Below are 25,910 nucleotides of genomic sequence, written 5' to 3'. Positions count from 1 at the left end.
TTTGTCAAAGTTAAAAGGAAAATGTTGGTTTTGGTTTAAATATAGAACGATCAACGAGAGGGTCTCCGTTTTTATGGTTTTGGGGTAGACATTAAAAATTTTTTTCTTTACAGGCGACCACCAAGTAATGATTCCTTACATTCGTTTAAAAACGAAATAACGTCACACAAGGGTTTTGTTTCACTTATATTATCCAAGTTTTTACGATTTAGCCGGAATAATTTCTTCTCTTTTTTTACCATCAATAATATGATTCCTTTCTATCCACAATAAAGAAAAAGAAAGCAAGGTTGGGGAAATATGAAGCACTATATCGTCTATATCTGGTCTTTATTGGATCCATTTTATTTTCGCCTGGCACGTTTATCTTACATCCATAAAAACAAAAATGATTTAAAAAATATTTTCCGCGTTAAACTCATTTCCTATAAGGGAAAACCATTTATTTGTAGAGATGGGACAAAGGTCGAAGAGAATGACAAAGTCTTAAAAATTCATCTCCACAATATCCGATTGATACGTGAAATGAAGCATATTAAAAACGACATAAACCAGGCGCGTTATATTTTTAAAGCTGTCCATGAGTCCTTACCTGAATTGGCTACTTATGTTTACAATCATTACGATGTCGCTCATATTAAAGGAATTATTGGAGTAACAGCACTCAGCAGAGGATCCTTTCGTCTAGGATTTGAGGCCGTTCCTATTTCCAATCTTTTTTACAAAGGATTGAAATACACTTCCTTTATTATGATCCGATCCATGTATCGAAAGCCTCCAAGCCTTGCCGATCTAAGGACTCATCAGCCTTCTTATATTTATATGTCAAAAGAACAACTGATGGATAAGTACCACTAGTCCTCAAAAGAAAGAGGCTGTCTTTACTCCTTACATTGGAGAAAGACAGCCTCTTTTCATTAATTTCCTGATGAAGATTCAAGATGATGAAGCGTAATCTCTGGTCGACTTCCAATACGAATATTTACACCTGTCTGCCCAAGTCCTTCACTGATATAAAATGGTCTGCCTTCATGACGATGGAATCCCTTCACCATATTCATCCTTGGCAGTTTCCCCATCTTAACTAGATGGTAGGCTTTAGGATACAAAATCTGCCCTCCATGAAAATGGCCGGATAACAAGTAATCGAAATGAAAATCACCCATTTCTAACACGATATTTGGGTCATGGGTAAGCACTAAATTATATCCTTCTTTTATGCCAGTAAATGAAGCCTCAAGATCGCTCCTCTTCGTGCTGTAATCATCAATTCCTATCACATTAATGATATGACCATTCATTTCTAAGGTCACATGTTCATTTTGCATGGTTATACACTCATATTGCTGCAAAGTTTCTTTCAGTTTGTTAAAGTTTTTCTTCCTTAAAACATAATCATGATTGCCGAAAACAGCAAAGATCCCGTGTCGTGGATTCAGGTCTCTCAGTACTTCTAAATAGGGGACGAGCTTAGGAATCGTCCATTTTCGATCAAGAAAATCACCTGTAAGCGCAATGAGATCATAATTTTGAGTCTTCAATTTATTATATAATTCCATTGGTGTAATTGAGATATTTTCTAAATGAAGATCGGAAAGATGCAATATATTCAGCGGCGGCATCGTCTCCATATTTTTAGTTGTATCTACTTTGATGGTGTTGATCTGTACTTGTCTCGTGTTCTTGTACGCTATATTGCCTATAACTCCAATCAATACACTTAACGCTGCAATCCAAATCATCAAACGAACACCTCCCACCTCATTATACTAGGATAAAAGGACTTTTTACCTAGTAAATGATGGATAGGTTTCCATTCGACCTTACCCACTAAAACCATGCTTTTGATAGTAAGTGAACTGCCGTCTGGATTTCTTTTTCAGAGAGAGACCCGTAGCCAATAAGAACCGTTTGATTATCATGTTTCCCATAATAGGAAATCGGATGGACTTTCACATCAAATTCTAAAGCCTTCTCGATCAGTTCTTTTTCTGTCATTCCATTAGGAATACGCAAAAGCACATGCAAGCCAGAATCTTGTCCGATGACTTCTACGTCTTCAGGGAAACATTGTGAAATTGCTGAAAGAAGTGTATCTCTTTTCTTGCGATAAATGGTTTTCATTTTTTGAATGTGCTTTTGCAAGTGGCCTTTTTGGATAAATTCTTTAAGTACGGCTTGATCGATTCGCGAAACGGTTTGGGCGTAAAAAAAGAGCTTTTCTTGATAGGTTTGCAAAAGCTTCCCTGGTAAAACCATATAACTGATTCGCAGTGACGGCATCAGTCCCTTGGAAAAATTCCCTAAATAAATCGTGTTATCCGAATAGTCGAGGCTATAAAGCGATGGAATCGGCTGACCTGAATAGCGGAATTCACTATCATAATCATCCTCAATGAGATAGCGGTGTTCTTTTGCCTGCACCCACTTCAATACCTCGGCTCGCCTCGAAACCGGCATAACGGTACCATTTGGGAAGTGATGAGATGGAGTCAATATACAGATATCCGCATCACTTTTTTCCAAATCATCTAGACTCATTCCCTGCGAATCTACCGGCACTAACCGGACTTGCTTGTCTGGAAGGTACGCTAAAGCGTATTTGCGATGATAGCCAGGATCTTCGACCGCGTAAGTACAGTCAGGCAGCATTTGAAACAACAACTTCAGTAAGTAATGCGTTCCTGAACCTAGAATAATCTGACTTGGAAGACAGTCGACGCCCCTTGTTTCTTTAATGTAAGCAGCAATCTCCTCCCTCAAATCGAACTCTCCCTGAGGATGGCCAAGCTTTAACAAATTTTCATCCTCTTTCTTTAACGTATCATGAACGACTTTGCGGTACGTTTCATAAGGAAAGGAGGCTGTATCAATCCCCGAGTGAAAGAAATCGTAGAGGGCCGATTCGTCATTGACCTTCTTTTCTTTTACCTTTGAATGGCTTGCCTGTTTCTTGTTGAACTCATGCTGGATATCCTTCACAAAATAGCCTCTCCGCGCTAATGCCTCGATATATCCCTCCGTGACCAATTGTCCGTAAGCCATTTCGATCGTGTTTTGACTTAAGGACGATTCCCTTGATAACTCTCGTTTCGATGGCAGTTTTGTATCAGGTAAAAGATCTCCTGACTCAATTTTCTTTCGTATATGTAGATACAGCTGCTCGTATAAAGGCTGCTCTTTATTGAGTTTGAAATTAATAAGGAAACTTCCCATTCTCTGACCCCTTTAATCTATGATATAATTCGGTCATCAACAATGTCAGTTTAAAGTATATATGTAGAAAAGGCAACTTCGCCCGGTCAACGTCAGGTGTGAGTCTCTAATAAGGAATGGAAAGGAGAGGCTATATGAAAAGTACGTTCAAAGATCTTACTCTCTTAGTCATCGGAGCTTTTGTTTTTGCTATCGGGGTCAATTATTTTGCCATACCAAACCGATTATCTGAAGGCGGTATTATTGGGATTACGATTGTTACTTACTATTTGTTTGGATGGTCACCAGGACTCATCAACTTCATTTTAAACACAAGTTTATTGGCGATTGGATATAAATTTTTCACAAAACGAATGACGATTTATACCATCCTTTCCATCCTGCTCTCCTCGTTATTCCTCCACATAACCATTGGCTGGGGGGAGAATCTAAATGGGGATTCTTTATTGGCCGCACTATTTGCGGGGTTATCTGTCGGCCTGGGAATTGGTTTAATTTTTAAAGCCGGCGGCACATCTGGAGGAAGTACGATTCTCGCCCGTTTATTGAATCAATTTCTGGGCTGGAGTGTGGGTAATGCGATGTTAATCATAGACATCACGGTCATAGTGGCCTCATCTTTTGTGATTGGAAAAGAACGTGCCATGTATACGTTAGTGGCGGTCTACGTAGGAGCGAAAATCATCGATGCCATTATTGAGGGGACCGAAGAACGAACGGCTGTCATGATCATCTCGGATTCTCACGAAGAGATCCTCCAAACCATTACAAACCGAATGTCCCGTGGAGTCACTGTCCTTGAAGCTAAAGGAGGATACACCAATACAAATAAGAATGTGTTGTATATCGTCATTAATAAACGCGAGATCATTCAATTGAAAAAGTTTATAGAAGAGATTGATCCTACCACCTATATCACCACGCACAGGGTTCAGGAAGTTTTCCGCCAGGGGTATAGAGGTAAATGATTTGAGTATGAAAAAAGAGAGCTGAGACTGATCAGCTCTCTTTTTTGTAGTCTTATTAAAGCGAATGAAACAAGACATTTGACGTATTTCGCCCCTCCATGTAAAATGGCCACATAAATAAAAGTTTCCTATACGCAACTTTTAAAGAATACATCAACATTGAGAGGTGAAAGACATGATTGAAGCATTCAAAGAACTCAACCCAGTCATGCAAGCATTGATCGGTACATTATTTACATGGGGGATGACGGCTTTAGGTGCCTCACTCGTGTTTTTTGTTAAAGGAGCGAATCAGAAATTTTTAGATAGTATGCTCGCCTTCGCAGGTGGGGTCATGATTGCAGCCAGTTACTGGTCACTACTTGCACCGGCGATCGAAATGTCTTCTGACGGGGCCGTTCCATCCTGGATTCCGGCTGTTGTCGGTTTTCTATTAGGTGGTGTTTTGCTGCTTTTCATTGACCGTATGTTGCCGGCTCTTAACACGGATCGCTATTTGCATGATATTAAAGATAACCGAGCGAAGAATCGTACAGCTCTGCTCGTCTTTTCTATGACGCTTCACAATATTCCTGAAGGGCTAGCGGTCGGTGTGGCGTTCGGAGCGCTTGCTTCCAACGTTACAGAATCGACACTAGCAGGTGCAATGGCACTCGCAATTGGAATTGGTATTCAGAACTTCCCAGAAGGTACGGCTGTATCCATGCCGTTACACCGGGACGGAATGGGGAAAAAGAAAAGTTTCATGTTCGGTCAATTTTCCGGTATGGTGGAACCGATCGCTGCGGTCATAGGGGCCTTTGCTGTTATTGCGATTGAACCCATTCTGCCTTACGCGCTTAGCTTTGCTGCAGGTGCAATGATCTTCGTTGTCGCAAAAGAGATCATTCCTGGTTCGCATGAAAAAGGGAATGTCAATCTTGCATCGATCAGCCTTATGCTTGGTTTTGCGGTGATGATGACGTTGGATGTGGCGCTTGGCTAATCCTTTCATAAAGAAAGTAAAACCATCAGAGCTTATATGCTCTAAGGGTTTTGTAGTCGTTTAAGTTGTAACAATTTTCATTCAAGATAAGCCCTCTATTCCTGAGTACTCAGTTTTGAGGCTTTCATGGGTCCGTTACGTAATAAGTGAAGGGGTGGCAGGAAAACGACTCGCTTTCCTGCGGGGGAACTGGCAAGCCTCCTAAGTCGCTGTGCTCATTGTGGGGTCTCGCCTAGATCCTTCTCCCGCGGGAGTCTCGCCGTTTTCCAGCCACCCATCTGTTCTGTGATGAACGACCCCATTTATATGCATGAGTATTAAGGTTATGACAAGGTTCTCTATTAAGGAGAATCCTCTGCAAATGACAGTATTAGAGCTTATCGAAAGGTTTTTTGCAATATACCTTCCATTGGGAAATCTGGAGCGTTTCCGTTATCCGATCAATCGTAAGGAGGGCCGGGAATTGGCGAGACTTCTGTGGGATGAGCATGACAGGTGAGACCCCGGAGAGCGATAGCTCGAGGAGGCTCACCGCATGCCCGCGGAAAGCGAGTCATTTCCCGGCCCTCCTGTTTCTATCTATTGAAACGGGAAAGAAACCAATTTATCTTGTAATCTGGACTGGAGCACACTTTGCTTATTTTAAACTTTTCTCACTGTAAAGTTATCGCGTAATACCGGCCAGTTTTGCGGGAAAGGGTTTCCCAGCACCCAGTAACTGCCGCCTCTCAAACCATAGTTCGTAATCGCGTCATACTTAACCTGCATACTACGGGCATCTTCAAACCATACTTCATGATCCTGCCCTGATTCATCTCTATAACGGAAATAAGGAGATTGATAAGTCTCGTCATACTGTATCTCTACACCGTACTTGGCTGCAAGCTGTACGGCTTCTTTTGGACTTACCGTTCGAGCGAATGTACCTTCCACCCATGGGATTTTCCAATCACGGCCGTACAAGGGCACGCCCATCATAATTTTATCCCTCGGTATGGCAGTTACCGCATAATCCAATACCTCTCTTACCTTGTTGATCGGGGCAATCGCCCATGGTCTGCCTCCCGCCCATCCCCATTCATACGTCATGATGACAACAAAATCGAGAATCTCCCCATGAGCTGGGTAATCATGTGCCTCATATAATAACCCTTGCTGATCCGCTTTAATCTTTGGTGCAACGGCTGTAGAAACGGTATACCCTGCTGGCCGCAGCCTAGCCACTACTCTTCGAAGAAAATTATTGTAGTTTTCCCTGTCCTCCGGATAAACATATTCAAAATCAATGTTTAAACCTGTATATCCTTTTTCCTCCATCTTAGCAAGGATGTTAGTAATCAACGTTTCCTGCAGGTCAGGGTTTCTCAAAATCGCCGCCGCTTTATCGGAGCTGAACGATCCATTGGTGAAATTCGTTAATACCATTAGAGGCGCAACATTATTCGCTTTTGCCGCTTGTAGAACAGACTCTTCATTCATCTCTGTAATGGAACCATCTTCTCTAACCCCATAAGTAAAAGGGGACAAATACGTGAAGTTCCTGCCAAGAGCAAGGACCTCGTTCCTCCCGGCTGCACTTGTTCTGGTCGTGTACGCATTGATTTCTTTTACAGGTCTCGGTTTTCTTGGGATATACAACGTCTGCCCGACGTAAAGCAAAGAAGGATTGGTCAGCCCGTTCACTTGAATCATTCGTTCGGCTGAAATTCCGTACCGTTGAGATAGGCTCCATACACTGTCTCCAGGTTGAACAGTATGAGGAAAGTATGGAAGCACCAACAGATCTCCAATAAAGATCAAGGAAGGATCAGAGATTTGATTGAATTCCGCAAGCTGCTGAACAGAAATACCAAAACGCTGGGCAATCGCCCAAAGAGAATCTCCAGCTTGAACGACATATTCCCTTCCCCCCTCTGGAATGACCAGTGCTTGCCCAACAACTAATACATCAGGGTTCTCCAATTGATTGAGTAAAATGATTTGATTCATATCAGAGCGATAAGACCGAGCTATTCCCCATAGGGACTCTCCAGATTTCACCACATGTATTTGCACGCCACGCTCACCTCACAAGCAGTCTCTATATCTCATGCTATTCATGCAGAGTCTGTCCTATTAAGAGCATGGCTATATTTAAAAACCTTTTATTAATATAATTTAATAGAATTATTTAATAGATCTATTAACCAATAAATACTATACAAATATATAAAAATTTTACAACCCTCCCCTTCGACCGACATGCCAGGGTTCCAAAGGTTTCTTGTTTAAATTTTCTCAAAATCAGGTGTTTATTTGCTATTCTAGTGGGAATATGCGGTGTACGTGGAGAGTTCCCTATTATTTACAATCGTTCGAAAAGGCTTTAAGGAGAAATTTATCTTTTACAAGGAGTGTTAGTAAACATGGAAGATCTCTATCCTTCCCGTAAGAATAGTAAGCCAGAGATTATTGAACGCAAGGATCCAGTCATCCATTCGGACCTGTCTAAAGATAAAGGCCCGTTATCTGATGAACAAATCAATTTCTATCAAAAAAATGGATTTCTACAAATAGAAAACTTCTTCTCCCCTGATGAGGTTTCTGAAATGCAAAAGGGAATTTTTGACCTGCAAGAATCTAGTCGAGAGGTAGATTCTGAAAAGGTTATTCGTGAGCCGGAGAGTGACGAGATTAGATCTATTTTTCATGTCCATAATGATGACCAGTACTTCAAAAAGGTGACCAATGACCAGCGCATTCTCGACATTGTGCAATATTTGCTGGGAAGTGATGTCTATATCCACCAGTCCCGCATCAATTATAAACCAGGCTTTACTGGAAAAGAATTCGACTGGCATTCTGATTTCGAAACTTGGCACGTGGAAGACGGTATGCCAAGAATGAGGGCAGTCAGTCTATCTATTGCTTTGTCTGATAACTATATTTTTAATGGCCCTCTGATGCTGATCCCTGGTTCCCAGAATTATTTTGTCAGCTGTATCGGAGAGACACCAGAGGAAAATTACAAGGAATCTTTGAAAAAGCAGAAATTAGGAGTGCCTGATCACAACAGCTTGAGATGGCTTGCAGAAAATGGCGGAGGAATTTCTGTGCCGACCGGAAAAGCCGGAGCCATTACTCTATTTGAATCGAACACAATGCATGGATCAAACGGCAACATTACCCCCTATAGCCGTAACAATCTGTTTATGGTATTCAATAGTGTAGAGAACCAGCTTGTCAAACCTTTTTCAGGAGGAAAAGAGCGTCCTGAATTTATCGCTGTGAGAGAAGGCGCGAAGCGGTTAAGCTTACGTTAATCCTATACTTACCAGGGAACTCTCATTTTTTCTGCTGTTCACAAGGGAACCCCTTTTGTGAACAGCTTTTTTTATTGTCTATCCTTCACCATCGATCAATAAAGGTCAAGAATCTACAAAAGAAACACTACTATCAAACCATTATTATACATTTTTTCATGTTCGTATCTGCTAGGATAAGAGTACACTTTGATAGATGGGAGAAAAGTCTTTGGATAAACAAATGGTGTGCCATCCTCAACTGGATCTAGAATGGATACATTTAATGAGAAAAGCAAAGGAATTAGGTCTAACTGTAGAAGAAGTAAGAGAGTACTTTAGTAAACATTCTTCTATATCTAGTAAAATTGTAGAAACGAAGGAATAATTTTTATCACCGTTATTAACATAAAAAAAACAGCTCGCCTGAAAAACGAGCTGTTTTTTATAATTAGATTAATGGTTTAGGCGTTTACGTCCTACTAGCAAAAGGGCTCCAGCTGCGGTAAGCAGAATACCTGAGATCGCCTTCATAGGAAGAGCATTTGAGGTATCAGGCATTTCACCGCCTTCACCTCTCTCTACTTGGCTGCGGTCTTCAAACACCCATTTTCCTGCTTCGTAACTATAATCAATCTCCACTGTATATTCTCCATACAGTTCATCACTTCGCTCCCGTGTTACCGTGTAGTGATTCGCATCAACTTTCTCCATTTGATATTCCATATCTGAATCCAATCTAACTGGACCATCCATAGCTCTTAAATAGAGTTTGTCATTTTCTTCGTAAAAATAAGTTTAAACACCAGGAAGTACGCTTTACAGCATTGCTAACCTGCATGCAGGTGTTAATCTATGGGACATATATGAACTAAACCCTAATATAGAACCTAGAAACCTACAAGTCGGACAGGAAGTTCGAGTAAGCAGAGCCGATGGGTACGATAAAGAATTTCATACCGTTAAACCAGGCAGCACGCTCTACAGTATTGCCAATCTTCATAAAGGTGTAACCGTTGAGGACTTACTAGAATTAAATCCTAATATCGAGCCTCTAAATCTACAGATCGGGCATGAGATTAGAGTACAATAAGGCAAAACAGCACCCCGGTATATAAGGAAGATACTGGGGTGCTCTATATTAAGAAACTCAATAGTAAGGAGGTTTTCATGATCTCTTCTCATCCATTTTTTCCTCAAGGATCTCCATGCGCTCTCTTAACTTTCCAATTTTATGCATTATACAGTCTATAATTAAGACCGACATGAACCCGACAAATAATAAAAACTGCACGGCACCCCTGCTTTTCTTAGTTTTGTTCTCTCATACTTAATAACTTGTTTAAGGTTTTCCAATTTCGCACGGTAGCTGGCTGACCAAGCTTGTCTAAACGATTTCCTAATTTAGAATGCTGTCATAGAAAAACAGATAGACATCTCTTCCTTTAATAACCGCCTTCTCTTTCTCATTAGAATAGGTTAAATAGTTGTCTACCTCAGCCTGAAAAGGAACTCGCGAAAGCATCGCTACATGGAGGCATTCCCCTTTAGAGGATGCGTCTGCTTCTTTAATCTTATGTTCAGAGAATGGACATTCATGAATCATCTGGCGGAGCTCTTCATTTGTTCTTATGATTACGGGACTGGAAATACCAAATTCCTTCTCTATCTTTGCATGAATTTGCCCCTGTAAACGTTCTTGGGTCTCGTTCGATTCAAACAGGACATTGCCGCTTTGAATATAAGTTTTGATGTTCTCTAAACCAAGCGTTTCTAATGCGCTCCTTAACTCGGCCATTTTTAGCTTGTTATGGCCCCCCACATTAATCCCTCTTAAAAAAGCGATATAATTAGCCAATGTTGGTACTCCCTTCTTAAACCTCATTGTTATCATAGCTTAACTTTTCAATCTTTCTACTCATATCATTTCTAAAAATTATATGCTCTTTCTTATCAAAAATGGACTTTTCCCCGCTTTTATAACTATGGAGGGCTTTATGAACCGTTGAATTCAGGTGGACAGGCAAAACCTTTTCCCCCCACTCTCCTGCTTCTTGTTTTGAAAGGATCTTTCCTGCTTTTAAGTACCTGTAGACTCTGATGATATTTAATACGCTATAAACCGGGTCATCCTCTATGTTTTCCAAACATCCTTGATAATCTTGCAGGATGGAAGATACGTAGTGAGATGTTGGAACGGAAGGAAATACATTATGAATAGGAGGTCCTTCTATACAGATTCCCCTAAAGGTCGTTATCGTTAGGTGCGCAGCCAGGTCTGGATCTTTTCCTTGGTCCTCATTTATGTATTGGCACGCCCCCTTGTCTAGATCTTCTTGGTATCGTTCTCTCCACAATTCACTGTAATGGAAATCGAACAGGGAAGGATGTTTCCAATTTGTCAGCTGATTTATTGTCAACACACTAATTTCTAAAGGAAAAGGTTGATGAGATAGATTTAAACATAGCCGGGCCAATTGTCTTTTGATTTTGACAGACATCTCTTTATGTGTAATCACCAGCACATCTACATCACTAGTTTTAGCATTGAAACCACCAAGAGCTAATGAACCGTGCAGGTAAAAACCGATGAAGTCTTCTTTTAGAATTGATTTCGTACCCTTTACTAGTTTTGAAACAAACGTTTTCACATCAGAAGAGGAGGTGTTCCAATTAGTCATCACGTGTCTCCCCCTAAACTTTTTTGTGCCAATCTACAAAAACCAAAAACTGTCCTTCTGTTAGATAAAGATAGAACGACCCTCTCTCCATCACTCATATAAAGCCATTTTAGTTATTCCTTTTTAATAATCCTTTACACAGGAAAAATACCAAATTTATACTATTCTGTTAAACTATATTTATAGTAAAGGAAGGAGTGTCAATTTATGAAAAAAGTATTTTCGTTGGTTTGTACTACTGTCGTACTAGCTTCTCTAATGTTTCTGAGCCCAAAACCAAGTCTTGCAGCTTCGGCAGCAGAATTAGAGCCAATCACTGAGGTCGCTGTGGTTGCTCACCGCGGCGCGTCCGGGTATGCACCTGAGCACACACTTGAAGCCTACAAACAAGCGATTACCATGAAAGCGGACTATGTAGAATTTGACTTGCAAATGACAAAGGATGGAGAGCTGGTTGTTCTTCATGATACTACACTTGATCGGACTACAAATGCAGAAGAAATATTCCCTGAAAGAGCGCCATGGTCTGTAAGAGATTTCACCCTTGAAGAAATTAAAATGCTTGATGCAGGATCATGGTTTAATGAGGTTTATCCAGACTATTCAAAGAACAAATATGAAGGATTGGAAATCCCTACCCTTCAAGAAGCTCTTGATTTTGTAGATCAATTCGCTAAAGGAAATGTAGGAGTTTACATAGAAACAAAAGCTCCAGATGTCTACCCCGGAATGGAAGAGAAACTCGTGAGTATTTTAGAAGAAAATCAAACGTTTGAGAACAGAAGTGTCATTCTTCAATCGTTTAGTTCTGCTAGTCTTCAAAAATTGGACGGTATGGTTTCGGAGGATGTACCTCTCGTCCAACTCATGGGCTCTGCCCCTGAGGAAGAAAGCGAACTGAATGCAGCTTTCGATGAAATTCAAGAGTATGCGGATGGCTTAGGCCCTAATCAGAAACTCGTTGACCCAACCTTCATGGAAGCTGCACACGAACGCCACCTCATTGTTCATCCTTACACTGTAAACACAAAAGAAAATATGAAACATCTTCTTTCCCTTGGTGTAGATGGTATGTTTACGAATTACTCTGATCAATTATATGACCTTCTAAAGAAGACGGGTAAAGAAAAAGCTTTCGAACAAAACTAGTCATAGGTAAGGAAATTCAACCTTCCTCTAAGGACCCTTTGATAAATAATAAACGAGTATGAAACCATTTTCGATTTCATACTCGTTTTGCTTTTGGCATTATTCATTTTCGAACAAAAGAACACGTGCCGGCGCTGCATCTGTACCGACAAGCTTAAGAGGAGCAGCCACCATGTGATAGCTCTTCGGTTCTACATCTTTCAAGCGAAGACCTTCAATGACAATGACGTCTGCGTTGAATAGCGCTTTGTGAGTCGGGTGTTCAGGCTGACTGCGCTCAATGCCAAGCGCGTCGATACCGACTCCATTGATTTTTTTCTCGGCTAAGTACTCGGCTCCATCCTGTTTTAAGAAAATGAATTCGAAGTTGAACTCATCTTCAAAGGAGTTTTTCGTCTTGAAGAAGATGAAGTCTCCTTCTTGAATATCAAAGCCTTCAATATCCGCTTTTGTAATGCCGTCTTCAACATCCGTCAGGTCGAATACCTTTACGTTCCCGACAAGCTTTTCAAGTGAAATTGATTCGAACGTTTCCCCGTCGTTTTTCATATGTAGCGGGGCATCAATATGCGTTCCAGTGTGAACGTCGATTTCCATGCGGGATTCTGTAACGTGACCATTGGTGTTCGTGTTGATTTTCGGCTGTTTTTCAGGTTTGTTTTTGTAAACAGGCATCCCTTCATATACAGGGGCTGTGACATCAATCATTTTCATCGCTCATTCTCCTATTCGTTCGTAGTTTGATTTCTCTTCTTATTTTGACATGCTTTCCACCGAGTATCAAATGAGACTAAAAAACGCTCCCCTGATCAGGTGAGCGTTTTTGTAGTTACTTAAGCTTTTTTACTTTTACGACGGGCAAATTCCATCAGCTTATTAAATCCTTCTCTGTAAAACACGTACAGCCCTGCGACATACGTAACCGCTCCGATCGGAACAAGGATCATGAGCTGGAACAAGGAATACAATTCCTGGATCGGCGTGAAATACTCTACCAGCAGGACCGGTACAGCCATGAAAGCTGTTGGGATCGCAACTTTTATAAAGAGAGTAATGAGCCGCTTCCATTCACCAGCAGGCATCTCCTTGTAAATCGCATAGGTTACAAAAAATATATAATACATGGACACAGCTGAACTAGATAACGCAAGTCCAGGATAGCCGAACGGAATCAGGAATAAGTAGTTAAACACGACATTCAAAATAATCGTTGTTGAACTAATCATTAAGAGCTTTTTCGTTGCACCAATCGCGTACATAGCTTTGATTGGGATCATGATCAACCCTTGCGTCACAATCAAAGGAATATACATATAAAGCACTGTGACCGTATTGGCGGTGTCCTCCGCTGAGTAGGCACCTCGTTCAAAGATGAACGAAATCGCCTGTTCTGCTACGAGGAAAAGTCCGATCGCCAGGGGCATCAACGCAAGTAATCCAACCTGATACCCCATATAAAGCGTATTTTTGAACTTTTCTTTATTCCCGCTTTGCTCAGACATCAAAGTGAAAATAATGGCTACAATCGTCGTTTGGAAAATCGCACTCGGAATACTCATTAATAGCGAAGAGTTATTCAAATACGTAACGGCGCCGCTCACTGTTCCGGATGCGAACATTTTGTTAACAAATACGTTAATGTGTCCGACAGAAGAGTGTAAAACCGCCGGAACTAATAGAATGAAAAAGGCTTTCGCGAACTGACGGTTAATGTTGAAAGTCAGTGTCCAGCGATAGCCGTACTTGTATAAGTAATAAATTTGAATCAAGAGTCCGATGGCGAGTCCTGTTATGAACCCGTAAGCAATACTGTAAATGCCCATCTGGTCGGCAAAAAGCAAGATGAACAACGTTGCCATTACGGCACCAAGCAGATTGACAATCTGCGTAGGAACAAAGCTTCTCACCGCTTGCAGGTAGGACTCGAGTACGCTCGTCAGTCCGATAATCAAAGTGAACAGGAAGAAGATCTTCGTCATCTTGATCGCGACCATCTCTGTAGTCTCTGTCATCGATCCATAGATTTGAACGATATAAGGCGTTAAAAAGTAGCATGCCACGGTAAAGATCAGCAGAATGACGATCGTATAGTTCAACATGCTGTTGGCATTGCGGTCCGCCTCTTCCGGATTCTCGCGTTGGTTTTTCTTATATTCAGGTAAAAATACCGAGTTAAATCCATTCTTAATTAATGTCTTAATTAGCGTGACAAAGGTAAAGGCAAGAATGAATCCATCCGTATAATCAGTCGCTCCGAATTCTCTCGCAATGACACTCTCTCGGACGAAGCCGACGAGCTTGAGCACAAGTGCGAGCATCGTAATCCAGATTGCGGTAGTTTTTAATCTCGACATACATCTATACCTCTTTTTTCTGTTTCTCTTGTAAGCACTAAGGTTTATCGTAGCATCTTTTATTCGAAAAGGAAATATACAACATCTCTAGTTCAAATCTAGCAATCTCTGATATAATCTAAAAGTATCACTATACGTTTTTGAAAGGAAAGAGCGTTATGACGATCCGACGATACCAACAAGGGGATGAAGCACAAATTCAGTCCCTTTTTCATAAAACTTTTCACACCGAACGCGGACAAAATGTCTGGCGGTGGAAATTCATCGAAAATCCGAAGCAGGAAAGACCTTTTATTCTTGTCTGGGATGAAGACGGTCAAATCCTGGGTCATATCAGCCTATGGGTTTCCGATGCTTATATAAATGGAGAAAAAAAGAAAGTCGGCCTACGTGTCGATACAATGGTCGACCCTGATGCCCGCGGCAAAGGCATTTATAAACAATTGAACAAAGCCTTGCTTGAAGAAGCCAAGGCCGATGATATCGCTTATTTGTACGGATTTCCTGCACCAAAGGCGAAAGAATTGTTCGTACGGTACACAGAGGCGACACATTTGACCGATATGCCGCGTTATGTCTTTATCCAGCATCCTGTCGCGCTTTTGGCATCAAAGCTTGCTCCTCTGAAATTATTTAAGCCTTTGGATGGAGTTTTTGAAAAGCTGAAGCGCCCTAGCTTTTCTTCCGATAAGCGTCTTCAGGTGAAAAAAGTCACTCATTGTGATGAGCGTTTTGACGAGCTTGCCAAAAAAACATCCACGCAAGAGGAAGCAGCGCTCATACGTGATGCTGATTATTTAAACTGGCGCTATCACGACCATCCAGTTAACAAATATACGATGGCAGCTGTTTATGATCATGACGAACTTAAGGGCTACGTCGTCACGAAACTCACTGAAGGTAAATTCAAAAACGGTCTGATCATCGACTGGCTGGCTGTCGATGAAGATTCTGTGTGGGAAACACTTCTTGAAGCAGCCTTCCATCACCTTTCGGAAGCTGACCTTATTCAATCCTGGCAGCTTTCTCATACGATCGGCGCTGAGGTGCTGAAGAAGCATAATTTCACCCACAAAGATAGTCCTATGCCGCTCGTCGGTAAAGAAGTCGTGCCGGATACTGCGTTTATGAATGACGTCAAGAGCTGGATGATTACCATGGGCGACGTCGATTCATTTTAACCTTAAGGAGAGAAAGCAAGATGAAACGAAAACTATTAAAGATGGCAATGCCGGTCATTTCACCTGCCAATCAACTTATCATCAGTAATTATTATAGAGATCAGCGTCCCCTGACTGAACTTAAGGAAAAGCGAGTGCTGCTGCTCGCCCCTCACGTCGACGATGAAACCATCGGCGCAGGCGGCACCCTTATGAAGCATGCAGAAATGGGGGCACAAACCCACGTCGCTTTTCTCACCGACGGCTCTGGCAGCTTTACGAAAGGATCAAGAAAAGATCTCGTCGAAGCTAGAAAACAGGAAGCCTCACTTGTTAAAGAAATGCTCGGCCTGTCATCGATCGACTTTTTCAATGCTAAGGACGGCCAGCTAAAAAGCGAAGGGGCAACGCTGGAATGGGTGAAACGAAAAATCGAAGAGATCGAGCCGGATGTTATCTATGCACCGGTCTTTGTCGATTGTCACCCTGACCATATCGCAACAGCGAAACTCGTCCGCGACGCACTTGAAGATGTGTATCTGGATCCAGTGATCCGCTTATATGAGATCAACACTCTCTTGCCTAAAGAGGAAATCAACTGCATTGTTGACATCACATCTTATCGCGAACAGAAAAAACAAGTCATTAATGTATTCGAATCCCAGACCATCGATTTTGACGGTTTTTTAGCACTTGAAAGTCTGAAACGTAATCTTTTCGGTAAGAAAGGCGTAGAAGCCGTCGAAACATTCCTCGAGCTAACGTATGAGGAATTGAAATCTCGTTTCGATCGATTGGATGGAAAATACCGCTATAATGAGCACTTTAAGCAAGTGAACAAAGAGGCGACGTTGTTATATGCAATGTTCAAAAACTTGAAGTTCAAAAAGAAAGCGTATGAAGAAAGCCGTTCGTGAATGTAGGAAATCCGGTCCCTTTGGGGTCCGGGCTTTTTCGGTGGTGTCAGGTACGTAGATCAGGCCATGTGGTACCAGGTACCGTAGTAACCCTGTATGGAACCTTACACCAGTAAAACCACACAAAACCGCCAGGACACCTGCTTCCTGGCGGTTTTATTTTATTTGACCATTTTTTTGATGCGGCGGTTCACTTTGAAAAGGAAGTAACGGATTTTTTCGAAACGTGTCGGTTCAGGAATTCGACGTCCTAGCCCTTCCTCCTGGGTGTATTTACACGGATTACACAATCCGCACGGCTCGCCTGTCTTCTTAGGCGTATGACAGAACCAGGTTTCTTCCATGATGTGAGCGTAGCCCCGTTCTTTTGCTTTTTCTTCCATACCAAGCTTTGTAATTTCCAGAAGCGGAAAGCGGTATTTCTGGAAAATGACGAATGCCGGATGAGATGGATTGTCTACGACTCTATAATAAAAGTCCTCACCGTCTTCGATCTTAATTACATCGTCCTTAATCATGCCTTGCACTTTATCGTCATGGTGGACGGATAATTCCAGGGTATCCATATTCACAGATTCAGCATATCGACCGAGCCAGTCATATTGATCGCCTAACCGGAATTCCTTTTGCAGTTTTTCATATTCTTTCGTAAAGTCTGGATTCAACGGGATTTCGTCTTTTCTAATCTCAATGGTCTCGAGCACACGCTCTTCTGCTCCTGGATCGAATTCATTCATCAGCCGTTTGATTCTTTCCATTGTCTTCAATTCCATTTCCGTTGATGGACGAACGGGATCGAGCACGTAATAGGGCTGGATGGTCTTTTTCTGATCCAATACTAAGTTCAATACACGGTATGTGGAGTCCCACCCACCGGTCCAAAGTACATTATTAGGCATAGAGCACAACCTCCTGACATGTCTTCTATGTTGTATAGTTCCCTTATTGGGTGTTGGTTAACCAATCATTTTGTATAACGATGTTGCTTTCCATATCGTTCGGTCGAATGATGTCGGGAATGAGGGTGTTTGGATATGGTGCCGATAACTATCGGCAGCACCATTGCTCTTCCATAAAAAAAACTAGGCTGTGACATAATTAAAAGCATCCAATTTAAAGATGAACTACTAATGCAGGGAAATTCTAGATGTAATTGATTTCGTTAAATCACCACTTCGGAAATACACTCCGCTGGAATGGTCTAAACCCTTTTTACATGCTTAGTTTTCATCAGCAGAGATTCCTGCGAAAACAGCACCTGTCCGAAGACCCAGTAGCAGTGCTTTTCGGCAAGGGAGCTGAGGCAGTGGAAAGCTACGCATTCTGTCGGAGCGGCCTTCCTTCCACCTTGCAAGACAAATGACTGAAGGAATGGAAGGAAATGGACATGGTGCGCTCATCTACAATAAAAAAATCCGAATGATGGTGAAATTCTTAGGATAAGACTTCACCATCATTCGGACTTTAAAATGGCTAAAACACGATTGGCCCAGCCCTGTTTTTTTATGCTTCATCACGTTCTTTATCTTTTTCTTTATTTTTTTTCTCATTCTTAGAGATCATGTCAATCAGGGGCCGCTTCCCTCGATATACGACGCCAGTCATTTCTGCAAACAAGTGTAGCAAAAGCAGTATGACGAACGTGATGATTAGTGAAATCCCGAAGGAAGTGAGTGAGAATAAGATGGCTAGCAAGCCAAACAGCGCACTGAACGCATAGATGATCAAGACGGTCGTCCGGTGACTGAAACCTGCCGCTAAGATCTGATAGTGGATGTGCTTGTTATCCGGCATCATAATTTTCTGCTTATTAATGAGACGTCTCAGAATGGAGAACAGGGTGTCGAACACTGGAATAGCTAAGACGATAATCGGAATGACAAAGCTGAACAGCGTTACGTTCTTGAATAGTCCGACCATTGAGATGACAGCCATTGAATATCCCAGGAACAAGGAACCGGTATCCCCCATATAAATTTTCGCCGGGTAAAAGTTATGAAATAAAAATCCGATGTTACTTCCAATCAGAACCACGCACAAGTACACAATCGTAATTTGCGGTTCAATGGCAAGCGCCATGACCGAAATACTGATCAATGAAATTGTGGAAACGCCAGTGGCGAGCCCGTCCAATCCGTCAATTAGGTTGATGGCATTCGTGATTCCAATGATCCATAGAAATGTGAAAGCAATGCTGATCGGATCATTCAAACTTACCATGCCAAGAAACGGAATGCTGACGATGTCGATTTTTAAGCCGGAGAAAATGAGAATAGCTGCTGCTGACACTTGACCTGCCAGCTTAAAAATCGGGCGGATTTGATAGCGGTCATCCAGGAGACCGGTTAACACGATAATAAACGCCCCGATACTGATCGCAGTGAAATAAGGCGTATCCGGACGCATGTAAATCATCCCGGCTACGACCCCACCGAAAATCGCCAATCCTCCCATCCGAGGAGTGATTTCGGTATGGATTTTCCGTAGTTCGGGATAGTCCATCATTTTCCACTTCACAGCCAGTTTCATGACTGGAAAGACCAGTACATAACTGACAGCCATAGAGATCAAAATGGCTATGGTGATATCCAAATATATATTCATAAGAATCCTCACTTATCTATAAACTGAAAAAATGCAAAATGCGATTTCATTATATCACAGAGTAACTCAAATCATGTCGTACATTGTCTTTATTTTTGTTTTTCTATACTAAATCGATTGTACCATCTACCTCCTTTCTGTGAGAATACCTGGAATGTTTCTTTATATCTATTAAATTACAAATATGTTACAATTGTTACGTTGTTTGCGAAAATTGATAGATTTTGGCATTCATAATGTTGTTTAAACATTATACAGGCGATAGAAAAGGGTGAGAAGGGTGAAAACAGTCACGATACTAGTTCCTGCTTATAACGAAGAGGAATCATTGCATCATCTTTATAAAAGAATTCTTGATGTCATTACTGACTTGAATGAATACGATGTTGAACTGCTTTTTGTAAACGATGGCAGTCAGGATGAGACGATGCCGATCATCAAAGAATTACGGGAATTGGATCAAAGAGTCTCTTATGTAGACCTTTCCCGTAATTTTGGAAAGGAAACCGCAATGATTGCAGGTTTCGACCATGCCAAAGGGGACGCGCTCATCATTTTGGATGCAGATTTGCAAGATCCTCCGGAGCTTATTCCCGAGATGATCTACTACTGGGAGCGTGGCTATGATGACGTGTATGCCAAACGACGCAGCCGCAAAGGAGAAACCTGGCTGAAGAAAACCACAGCACGTACCTTTTATAAGCTGTTAAAAAATATGAGCCAAGTACCGATTCAGGAGAATACCGGAGATTTCCGGCTGCTCGACCGACGCTGTGTGGAGGCAATTAAGAAACTGCGGGAAACTCAGCGTTATACAAAAGGGATGTTCAGCTAGGTTGGCTATAACAAAAAAGAAATTTTGTTCGACCGTGACCCACGGGTATCAGGAGAAACCAAATGGAATTATGGAAAATTAGTCGATCTTGCCATTGAAGGAGTCACTTCATTCACGACCGCTCCCTTAAGGTTTTCCTCCTTATTCGGAATCGGCGTGTCGATCTTTGCCTTTATTTTTATGATTTGGATCATCATTAAGACGCTCGTATTTGGCGATCCTGTGGCAGGTTATCCGTCCTTAATGAGTGTGATTCTCTTTATCGGTGGTATTCAATTGATCGTTCTTGGCATTATCGGTGAATACCTCGGACGAGTCTTTAATGAAACGAAGCGCCGGCCGCTCTATTTTGTCAATGAATACAACGAACAAAAGGTTTCCAATATCCCTTATGGTCCTGCCCATGAATATTACCAACGATGGGACTATGATACACAAGAGGTTGAAAAGCGTTATGAATAAGCACAGCAAGCAGATGGAAGTCCTCCTCTATCTCGTTTTCGGAGGGCTTACCACCTTAGTGAACATCGTCACGTACTATGTAGCGGCCAATTTAATCGGGATGGACTATAAACTTGCCACGACCATCGCCTGGTTGGTGGCTGTTTTATTTGCATTTTTCACAAACAAAGCGTACGTCTTTAAGAGTGAACAGTCTGCCTGGAAAGAGTTGTTCCCTTTCATGGGAGCTCGCTTACTTTCCTATTTTCTAGATATTGGAACAATGATTGTACTTGTAGACCTGATCCATGTCGATGATTTAATTTCTAAAATCGCTGCCAACGTTTTAGTCGTTTTATTCAATTATGTAGCAAGCAAGTATTTCATCTTCAATGATCAGACGGTTGAAAAGGAGGAGCAGGCCAATGACCGCGTTCAATAAATACTTTAAAGCATTCTGTGTCCTCACCATCTTATTAGTTGGCGCTATCTATATGGGCTACGGCTTTTATGTGAATGTGGAACAGCTCGATGATTTTTACGATTGGCCTTCTTTCTTCATTGTGGCTGCTGGCCTGCTTGTAATGGGGATTGCTTATGCAGTGACGCGTCTTCCTATCCCAAGGGTTTACTACGTTTCCGGCATGCTTATCCTTGCCTTTTTGTTAAGACTGCTGTGGGTGCTTTTTGTACCTACGGAGCCTGAATCTGATTTCTTAACGCTGCATAATGCCGCTTTGTCTGTTACAGAAGGTGATTTCAGTTTTACGGAAAACAGCTACTTCCAAAAGTGGGTGTATCAGCTAGGATTCGTCATGTATCAAGCATTGATCATTTTTTTGTTTGGCGAGGACATCTTCATACTTCAGTTTTTCAATATTCTGTTCAGCGTAGCAATGGTTTGGATGGTCTATAAAATTACGACAGAAATATTTGAGGAAAAAGCCGGGCACCTTGCCGGCCTAATCTACACCTTTTATATTCCAGCGATCGTTATGACTTCGTTATTGACGAATCAAATTCTTGCGACTCTACTTTTTTATATTGGCGCTTATTTACTTGTCAAAAGATTTGAAGATAAGAACTGGTCGTGGATCGCTATCGGGGTTTTGTTTGCTCTCGGCCATATCATCCGTCCGCTCGGTTCATTTGTGCTCTTGGCAGCGGGGATATTCGTCTTCGTCGTGTACCTGTTGCGGAACAATCGTAGGAATATCCTTATAAATAGTGGAAAATTCCTTGGGGTCATCACGACTTATCTGCTCGTACTCACGATCGCAAGTCAAACCCTAATAATCTCAGGCATCTCTGACTATCCTCTGGAGAACCGTGATCCAAAATGGAAATTCGTCGTAGGATTGAATCATGAAACAAGAGGAACGTACTCGAATGAAGGTTCAAAAACACTCAGTAATCTCAGCTGGAAGGAACGCCTTGCCAAAGAAGAAGAAATGATTGAGGAACGTCTCTCAGATCCAAGCCGCCTTCCTCCTCTGTTCCATGACAAATTCTCCATAATGTGGGGAGACCGAGATGCTTCCATCATGTGGAGTTACCAGGGGGATGACGAAGATTTCAAAGACTGGCTGTATAAAACAGATAAATTCATTTATCTCCAGTTTTTCATCTTTGGAATGATCGCGATTTTTGGACTAATAAAAAGTGCAAAAGGAAACTTGGAAAACAAGCAGCAGAAGGCTCTCTTCTTTGTTCTCTTTATCATCGGATATGCAATGATTCACCTGCTTATTGAAATTCAGACGCGGTACAGGTTCGTGCTTATGCCCGGTCTGATCACTCTGCAGAGCTATGGTGTCTATGTACTTCACCGGTTGTTTATAAGATCAAAAAAGAGAGAATCCATTAGAAAAAGCAGTGCCAGCTGAGGCACTGCTTTTCTTATGTGAAAACTATTATCGCTGTAATTGTTCAATTAGTTGGTCAATGACCTCCTGGGAGGACATCAACTCGGCATTCTCTGTTTGTTGGATGATGTTTTGCAACACCTCTTTTAAATTTTCCATGCGTCCCACCTTTTCCACATTTTATCATCTAGTAATCTATTTACTTAAACGTTCGATTTAAAACGACTTTTTCTGTCGGCTAATTATGTAACTGCTCTGTTAGACGATAAAATATTACAAAAAGATTCAAAAAAGCTATCATTTTTGGTAGCTTTCTAATCATATTATCCTATTTTTGAAGTTTTTCATAGCATTTTTTGTAAGATTATATAATAAATTGATACTTATGTAATAGCATATGAAATCTGTCCACTGTCCGTGAACAAAAGAAAAGCCCGATTGTTAATCAGGATTCAGTCCATACATCGAATATAGAACTGCGTTTTTGCTTCTCTTTGGAAGCCCAAACCTTCTGATGAAAATTCAGAGCATAACCGACGTGATCAAACCGGTGAACATGCTTCTCCACAATGTCTGCACTGTCTCTATGATAGGTGAAAAAAATGATAACAGGATGATGAAGGGAGTCATAAAAAAACACAGGATTCAGACTCCGCTTCATATGACCAAAACTCCAGTATCCGAACAAGTCCAAGAGACGTATGCGTTCATCATCGACGATTGCACTTGTATTTACATTCGTATGTTCCGTGCTGAACAAATTAAATTGATGAAAACAAACAGCTGCCTGCATAAAGGATAGCGGCGATTCATCACCACGCACGGCCGCCATTGGGTTTTCAATCCTTACATTGCCTTTCGTTTGCGCAAAAACTTTCCCCTCACTGCTCAATACTTTCCATCCGTCTTTCAAGTAAATGTGCGAATATTGATCCACGAGCACGCTGATATCGCACAACACAAACTTGTTGTTTAAGTAGGAAGGGCACTCCTGAATAAATAAATTGGGCTTTGCTGCTTCTCTAGTGAATATCTGTTTTCCTTTCAACCCGCTCCCTCCCACAATCTTAGCTACCCTCTGCCTCGTTCTATGAAAGCTTTTATTTCATCGATGCTTAAGCCCAGGTGTTTGGCCTGCCTGATCAATTCTAACCACTCTTCATCTACTGGCTTTTTGATTGTCTGTGCAGCCATATCCCTTCCCCTTTCCACCCTTTTATTTCACTTCTTGTTCTTCGTCTTGACCTGCGAACTTGTAGGAAAGCAAATCTTCCAATGGTACATCGAGCGTTTTGGCCATTTTATTCATGACGATTAAAGATGGATTCTTCTGAACACCACGTTCTATGTTACTAATATAGGACTTTGAGACCTTGGATTTTTTAGCAAACTCATTGACTGATAGACCTTTTCCCAGTCTTAATACGCGTATTCTTTCTCCGATGGTAGTCATATACTCATGACCCCTCCCCTTCTGTCATTCGTTATTCGACACGCCGTTGTTCTTTATTAAGAATATTATAATAGGATTGTCCTTAAAAAGAAACAGGCAAATTGAAAAATAATAAACAGTTACGAACTTTATGCTACATTTTCCTTTTGAATTCTTGTATTTGCTATCCTTTTTTGAGAACAAAAAAGGATCAACACCAAAAGCTGACCCTATTCCTCTGACACATGATATTTATCTCGAAACTCTTTCGGTCCAATGCCTTCTACCTTTTTAAACACACGAGTAAAATAGCTTTGACTGTTATAGCCTAGCAAAATACTGATTTCCATCAACGAGTACCTTGTAATACTGAGCAGTTCTTTCGCCTGTTTGATCCTCTGCTTATTAATAAACTGTGAAATCGATATCCCTACCTCTTTTGCGAACACGCCTGATAAGTAGTTTGGATGGACATTCAGCTCTTCCGCAATCTTTTTCAATGAAATAGTTTCTGTAAGGTATTGAAAGATGTATTTTTGTGTCCGTTCGACAAGGGGGGAATAATGCTGACCATTTTTCGTTTGCTTCAAACGTGATAAGAAGGACAAGATCACATTAGATTCCAGCTCAAGCAAGTCTGTACGTGTCTGTTTGGTTTCTAAAAAATTGATATAAAATTCACTTAAAGAAAACAGCTCGTCCCGCGGCGCTCCTTCTTCCAAACAGACTTGGGTCAATTCAGCTACGAGGCGGATGAGATGATTCTTTTCCGAGCGTATAGAGTCTCCATTAGCAAGAGAGACAGAGAATTCTTTCTTATATTTCTGATACAAATCAGTGGCTTTCTCATCACCTTTTTTGAAAGCTTCGAAAAATTGTTCCTTTAGTTGATAGGAATCTTTTTGAGAAGGGCTGGTGTGTGCATAAAACTGGAACGCTTTCTTTTGACGGTCATCTGCATTACTTCTTATCATCGGTTTATCTTCTTTCTCTGGAAGCACTCTGAGGAGCATACGTTCTAATGAAAGCACGTGGACTTGATTCACTACAGGGAGCTGACTAAAATAATCAAGCATCGCTTCTCCGTGTTCTTTTTCAATATCATGAAGAATTAACAGCTTGTTCACCTGCTTTCTTCCAACTTCCTGTTGAAGGAAAGGTCCTATTCCTATAATGACCCCCTTGCCCCGCTCATCAAGCATCGGATAAAGGAACATTTGCTGGTGGAAAGCATCTGAATAAAGCTGAAGGGAATATGGAATATTTTCAGATTGCCGCAGATTAGGAGAAAGATTTTCACGGAGCAATGGATGAGGTTTCTGGAAGCTGTCCGGAAATTGATAGGTTAACTTATGATGGTGATCAAATAGGAAGATAGGGGTTTGAAAAGCGATTGAACAATCTTTCAACATGGAAATCAGCTCATAATTTACAGCGTTCATTTGAAACACCCTCCTTTTCACCAGTCTCTTTTTCCTATGATTCAGCTTGCAAAAAAAGAGCATCCCCTGCTCATAAGGGAACGCTAAAGAACTCTCTTTCTCTCTGAAAAGTTTTGAATATACTCTCTCACTTCTTCAACATCCATCCCCATGGCCTTTGCTTCTTTTAATAAACTCACCCATTCCTCATCCAACTTTCGCACCTCAGGTACTACACGCATCCCTGAAAGACCTCCCTAAATCCTATTATTCGGTTCTTTGGTCTTATGTATCTATCCCCCATTAGAACCGCTCATTTCCTTCTTTTGTAAATATAATTGTATTATACGCCATTTACCGAGTAAGTTTTTGCACAATATTCATTATTTTTTAAAATAACTCATATAAATTCATAATTTTCCAATAAAAATATTGTCCTATTTTGTAGATTATCGTAAAGAAGAACGAAAGAGCAAACGAGTTGGGAGCCCTACCATGCATGAGACAAGCGATGAATGCACTTTTACGGTAAAAAGCTAGTCGCACACAAAAAAATTGATCGTATATTCAATAAAAAAAGCAGGTATGAGAAGACATACCT

25 protein-coding genes and 1 pseudogene are annotated in these 25,910 nt (G+C 41.3%); 11 read left to right on the top strand and 15 right to left on the bottom strand.

Translation table 11 applies throughout. The features are described 5' to 3' along the window. Window positions 1-300: 300 nt before the first annotated feature. Window positions 301-858, top strand: a complete 558-nt coding sequence (locus HM131_RS04850) for a YkoP family protein (RefSeq protein WP_085028502.1) — start codon at window positions 301-303, stop codon at window positions 856-858. A 59-nt stretch (window positions 859-917) separates the two neighbouring features. On the opposite strand, the gene HM131_RS04845 is transcribed toward HM131_RS04850, so the two are convergent. Continuing rightward, the gene (locus HM131_RS04845; RefSeq protein WP_085028500.1) at window positions 918-1,742 is read right to left on the bottom strand and encodes a metallophosphoesterase; all 825 of its coding nucleotides are present in this window, start codon (window positions 1,740-1,742) and stop codon (window positions 918-920) included. Between the two features lie 88 nt (window positions 1,743-1,830). Further along, on the bottom strand, window positions 1,831-3,216 hold the full coding sequence (gene pdxR, locus HM131_RS04840) for a MocR-like pyridoxine biosynthesis transcription factor PdxR (RefSeq protein WP_085028498.1): 1,386 nt from the start codon (window positions 3,214-3,216) through the stop codon (window positions 1,831-1,833). 134 nt (window positions 3,217-3,350) lie between these two features. Here pdxR and HM131_RS04835 point away from each other — a divergent pair, with 134 nt between their 5' ends. Both HM131_RS04835 and HM131_RS04830 read left to right on the top strand, forming a co-directional pair. Further along, window positions 3,351-4,184, top strand: coding sequence for a YitT family protein (locus tag HM131_RS04835; protein WP_085028496.1), 834 nt, complete (start codon window positions 3,351-3,353; stop codon window positions 4,182-4,184). A gap of 175 nt (window positions 4,185-4,359) precedes the next feature. Then, window positions 4,360-5,169: a ZIP family metal transporter gene (locus tag HM131_RS04830; protein WP_085028494.1), complete on the top strand. Its 810-nt coding sequence runs from the start codon at window positions 4,360-4,362 to the stop codon at window positions 5,167-5,169. A gap of 642 nt (window positions 5,170-5,811) precedes the next feature. Here HM131_RS04830 and HM131_RS04825 read toward each other — a convergent pair. Then, on the bottom strand, window positions 5,812-7,224 hold the full coding sequence (locus HM131_RS04825; RefSeq protein ID WP_085028492.1) for a glycoside hydrolase family 18 protein: 1,413 nt from the start codon (window positions 7,222-7,224) through the stop codon (window positions 5,812-5,814). A 350-nt stretch (window positions 7,225-7,574) separates the two neighbouring features. On the opposite strand from HM131_RS04825, the gene thpD reads away from it, so the two are divergent. Both thpD and HM131_RS04815 read left to right on the top strand, forming a co-directional pair. Next, window positions 7,575-8,471 carry an ectoine hydroxylase gene (gene thpD, locus HM131_RS04820; RefSeq protein WP_085028490.1) on the top strand — a complete coding sequence of 299 codons (897 nt, stop codon included), beginning with the start codon at window positions 7,575-7,577 and terminating at the stop codon, window positions 8,469-8,471. Window positions 8,472-8,682: 211 nt separating this feature from the next. Then, window positions 8,683-8,838 carry an anti-repressor SinI family protein gene (locus tag HM131_RS04815; RefSeq protein WP_232324871.1) on the top strand — a complete coding sequence of 52 codons (156 nt, stop codon included), beginning with the start codon at window positions 8,683-8,685 and terminating at the stop codon, window positions 8,836-8,838. Window positions 8,839-8,906: 68 nt separating this feature from the next. Here HM131_RS04815 and HM131_RS04810 read toward each other — a convergent pair whose 3' ends face one another. The 3 genes from HM131_RS04810 to HM131_RS04795 all read right to left on the bottom strand — a co-directional run bounded on the left by HM131_RS04810 (window position 8,907) and on the right by HM131_RS04795 (window position 11,131). Then, entirely contained in the window at window positions 8,907-9,176 is a 270-nt protein-coding gene (locus HM131_RS04810) for a hypothetical protein (protein ID WP_198162718.1), read from the bottom strand. A gap of 673 nt (window positions 9,177-9,849) precedes the next feature. Beyond that, entirely contained in the window at window positions 9,850-10,308 is a 459-nt protein-coding gene (locus HM131_RS04800) for a DUF1697 domain-containing protein (protein ID WP_232324870.1), read from the bottom strand. Between the two features lie 16 nt (window positions 10,309-10,324). Next, complete coding sequence (locus tag HM131_RS04795) at window positions 10,325-11,131, bottom strand: aminoglycoside adenylyltransferase domain-containing protein (RefSeq protein ID WP_085028485.1); 807 nt, start codon at window positions 11,129-11,131, stop codon at window positions 10,325-10,327. Between the two features lie 207 nt (window positions 11,132-11,338). Between HM131_RS04795 and HM131_RS04790 the strand changes: the two genes are divergently transcribed. Further along, window positions 11,339-12,280, top strand: coding sequence for a glycerophosphodiester phosphodiesterase (locus HM131_RS04790; protein WP_085028483.1), 942 nt, complete (start codon window positions 11,339-11,341; stop codon window positions 12,278-12,280). A 99-nt stretch (window positions 12,281-12,379) separates the two neighbouring features. Here the strand turns inward: HM131_RS04790 and HM131_RS04785 are convergent, their stop codons facing one another. Both HM131_RS04785 and murJ read right to left on the bottom strand, forming a co-directional pair. Next, window positions 12,380-12,994: a cyclase family protein gene (locus tag HM131_RS04785; RefSeq protein WP_085028481.1), complete on the bottom strand. Its 615-nt coding sequence runs from the start codon at window positions 12,992-12,994 to the stop codon at window positions 12,380-12,382. Between the two features lie 119 nt (window positions 12,995-13,113). Next, window positions 13,114-14,634 carry a murein biosynthesis integral membrane protein MurJ gene (gene murJ, locus HM131_RS04780; RefSeq protein ID WP_085028479.1) on the bottom strand — a complete coding sequence of 507 codons (1,521 nt, stop codon included), beginning with the start codon at window positions 14,632-14,634 and terminating at the stop codon, window positions 13,114-13,116. 158 nt (window positions 14,635-14,792) lie between these two features. Between murJ and HM131_RS04775 the strand changes: the two genes are divergently transcribed. Then, window positions 14,793-15,815 (top strand): GNAT family N-acetyltransferase, encoded by a 1,023-nt coding sequence (locus tag HM131_RS04775; RefSeq protein ID WP_085028477.1) that lies wholly within the window; start codon window positions 14,793-14,795, stop codon window positions 15,813-15,815. A 20-nt stretch (window positions 15,816-15,835) separates the two neighbouring features. Then, entirely contained in the window at window positions 15,836-16,711 is an 876-nt protein-coding gene (locus HM131_RS04770; protein ID WP_085028475.1) for a PIG-L deacetylase family protein, read from the top strand. Window positions 16,712-16,872: 161 nt separating this feature from the next. Here the strand turns inward: HM131_RS04770 and HM131_RS04765 are convergent, their stop codons facing one another. Both HM131_RS04765 and HM131_RS04760 read right to left on the bottom strand, forming a co-directional pair. After that, entirely contained in the window at window positions 16,873-17,610 is a 738-nt protein-coding gene (locus tag HM131_RS04765) for a 7-cyano-7-deazaguanine synthase (protein ID WP_085028474.1), read from the bottom strand. Window positions 17,611-18,214: 604 nt separating this feature from the next. Then, a complete protein-coding gene (locus HM131_RS04760; RefSeq protein WP_085028472.1) occupies window positions 18,215-19,315 on the bottom strand; it encodes a glycosyltransferase family 4 protein in 1,101 nt (366 codons plus the stop codon). 280 nt (window positions 19,316-19,595) lie between these two features. Here HM131_RS04760 and HM131_RS04755 point away from each other — a divergent pair. The 3 genes and pseudogenes from HM131_RS04755 (at window position 19,596) to HM131_RS04745 (ending at window position 22,477) form a co-directional block, all read left to right on the top strand. Next, window positions 19,596-20,612 (top strand): annotated as a pseudogene (locus HM131_RS04755) (glycosyltransferase family 2 protein). Then, window positions 20,605-21,033 carry a GtrA family protein gene (locus HM131_RS04750; RefSeq protein ID WP_085028470.1) on the top strand — a complete coding sequence of 143 codons (429 nt, stop codon included), beginning with the start codon at window positions 20,605-20,607 and terminating at the stop codon, window positions 21,031-21,033. The pseudogene HM131_RS04755 and the gene HM131_RS04750 overlap by 8 nt, the downstream one beginning before the upstream one ends. Further along, the gene (locus tag HM131_RS04745; protein ID WP_198162717.1) at window positions 21,017-22,477 is read left to right on the top strand and encodes an ArnT family glycosyltransferase; all 1,461 of its coding nucleotides are present in this window, start codon (window positions 21,017-21,019) and stop codon (window positions 22,475-22,477) included. Before HM131_RS04750 ends, HM131_RS04745 begins: the two co-directional genes overlap by 17 nt. A gap of 424 nt (window positions 22,478-22,901) precedes the next feature. Here HM131_RS04745 and HM131_RS04740 read toward each other — a convergent pair whose 3' ends face one another. The 5 genes from HM131_RS04740 to HM131_RS04720 all read right to left on the bottom strand — a co-directional run bounded on the left by HM131_RS04740 (window position 22,902) and on the right by HM131_RS04720 (window position 25,551). After that, window positions 22,902-23,504 carry a hypothetical protein gene (locus tag HM131_RS04740; RefSeq protein WP_085028466.1) on the bottom strand — a complete coding sequence of 201 codons (603 nt, stop codon included), beginning with the start codon at window positions 23,502-23,504 and terminating at the stop codon, window positions 22,902-22,904. Between the two features lie 23 nt (window positions 23,505-23,527). Next, window positions 23,528-23,650, bottom strand: coding sequence for an anti-repressor SinI family protein (locus HM131_RS04735; RefSeq protein ID WP_085028464.1), 123 nt, complete (start codon window positions 23,648-23,650; stop codon window positions 23,528-23,530). A 22-nt stretch (window positions 23,651-23,672) separates the two neighbouring features. Next, window positions 23,673-23,909 (bottom strand): helix-turn-helix domain-containing protein, encoded by a 237-nt coding sequence (locus tag HM131_RS04730; protein ID WP_085028463.1) that lies wholly within the window; start codon window positions 23,907-23,909, stop codon window positions 23,673-23,675. A 209-nt stretch (window positions 23,910-24,118) separates the two neighbouring features. Beyond that, entirely contained in the window at window positions 24,119-25,330 is a 1,212-nt protein-coding gene (locus HM131_RS04725) for a helix-turn-helix domain-containing protein (RefSeq protein WP_198162716.1), read from the bottom strand. Window positions 25,331-25,413: 83 nt separating this feature from the next. Next, window positions 25,414-25,551 carry an anti-repressor SinI family protein gene (locus HM131_RS04720; protein ID WP_085028459.1) on the bottom strand — a complete coding sequence of 46 codons (138 nt, stop codon included), beginning with the start codon at window positions 25,549-25,551 and terminating at the stop codon, window positions 25,414-25,416. Window positions 25,552-25,910 lie beyond the last annotated feature (359 nt).

Source organism: Halobacillus mangrovi, from assembly GCF_002097535.1.
Classification (GTDB): Bacteria; Bacillota; Bacilli; order Bacillales; family Halobacillaceae; genus Halobacillus; species Halobacillus mangrovi_A.
Note: the sequence above shows the minus strand (reverse complement) of the source record. Positions and strands in the feature narration are given on the sequence as shown.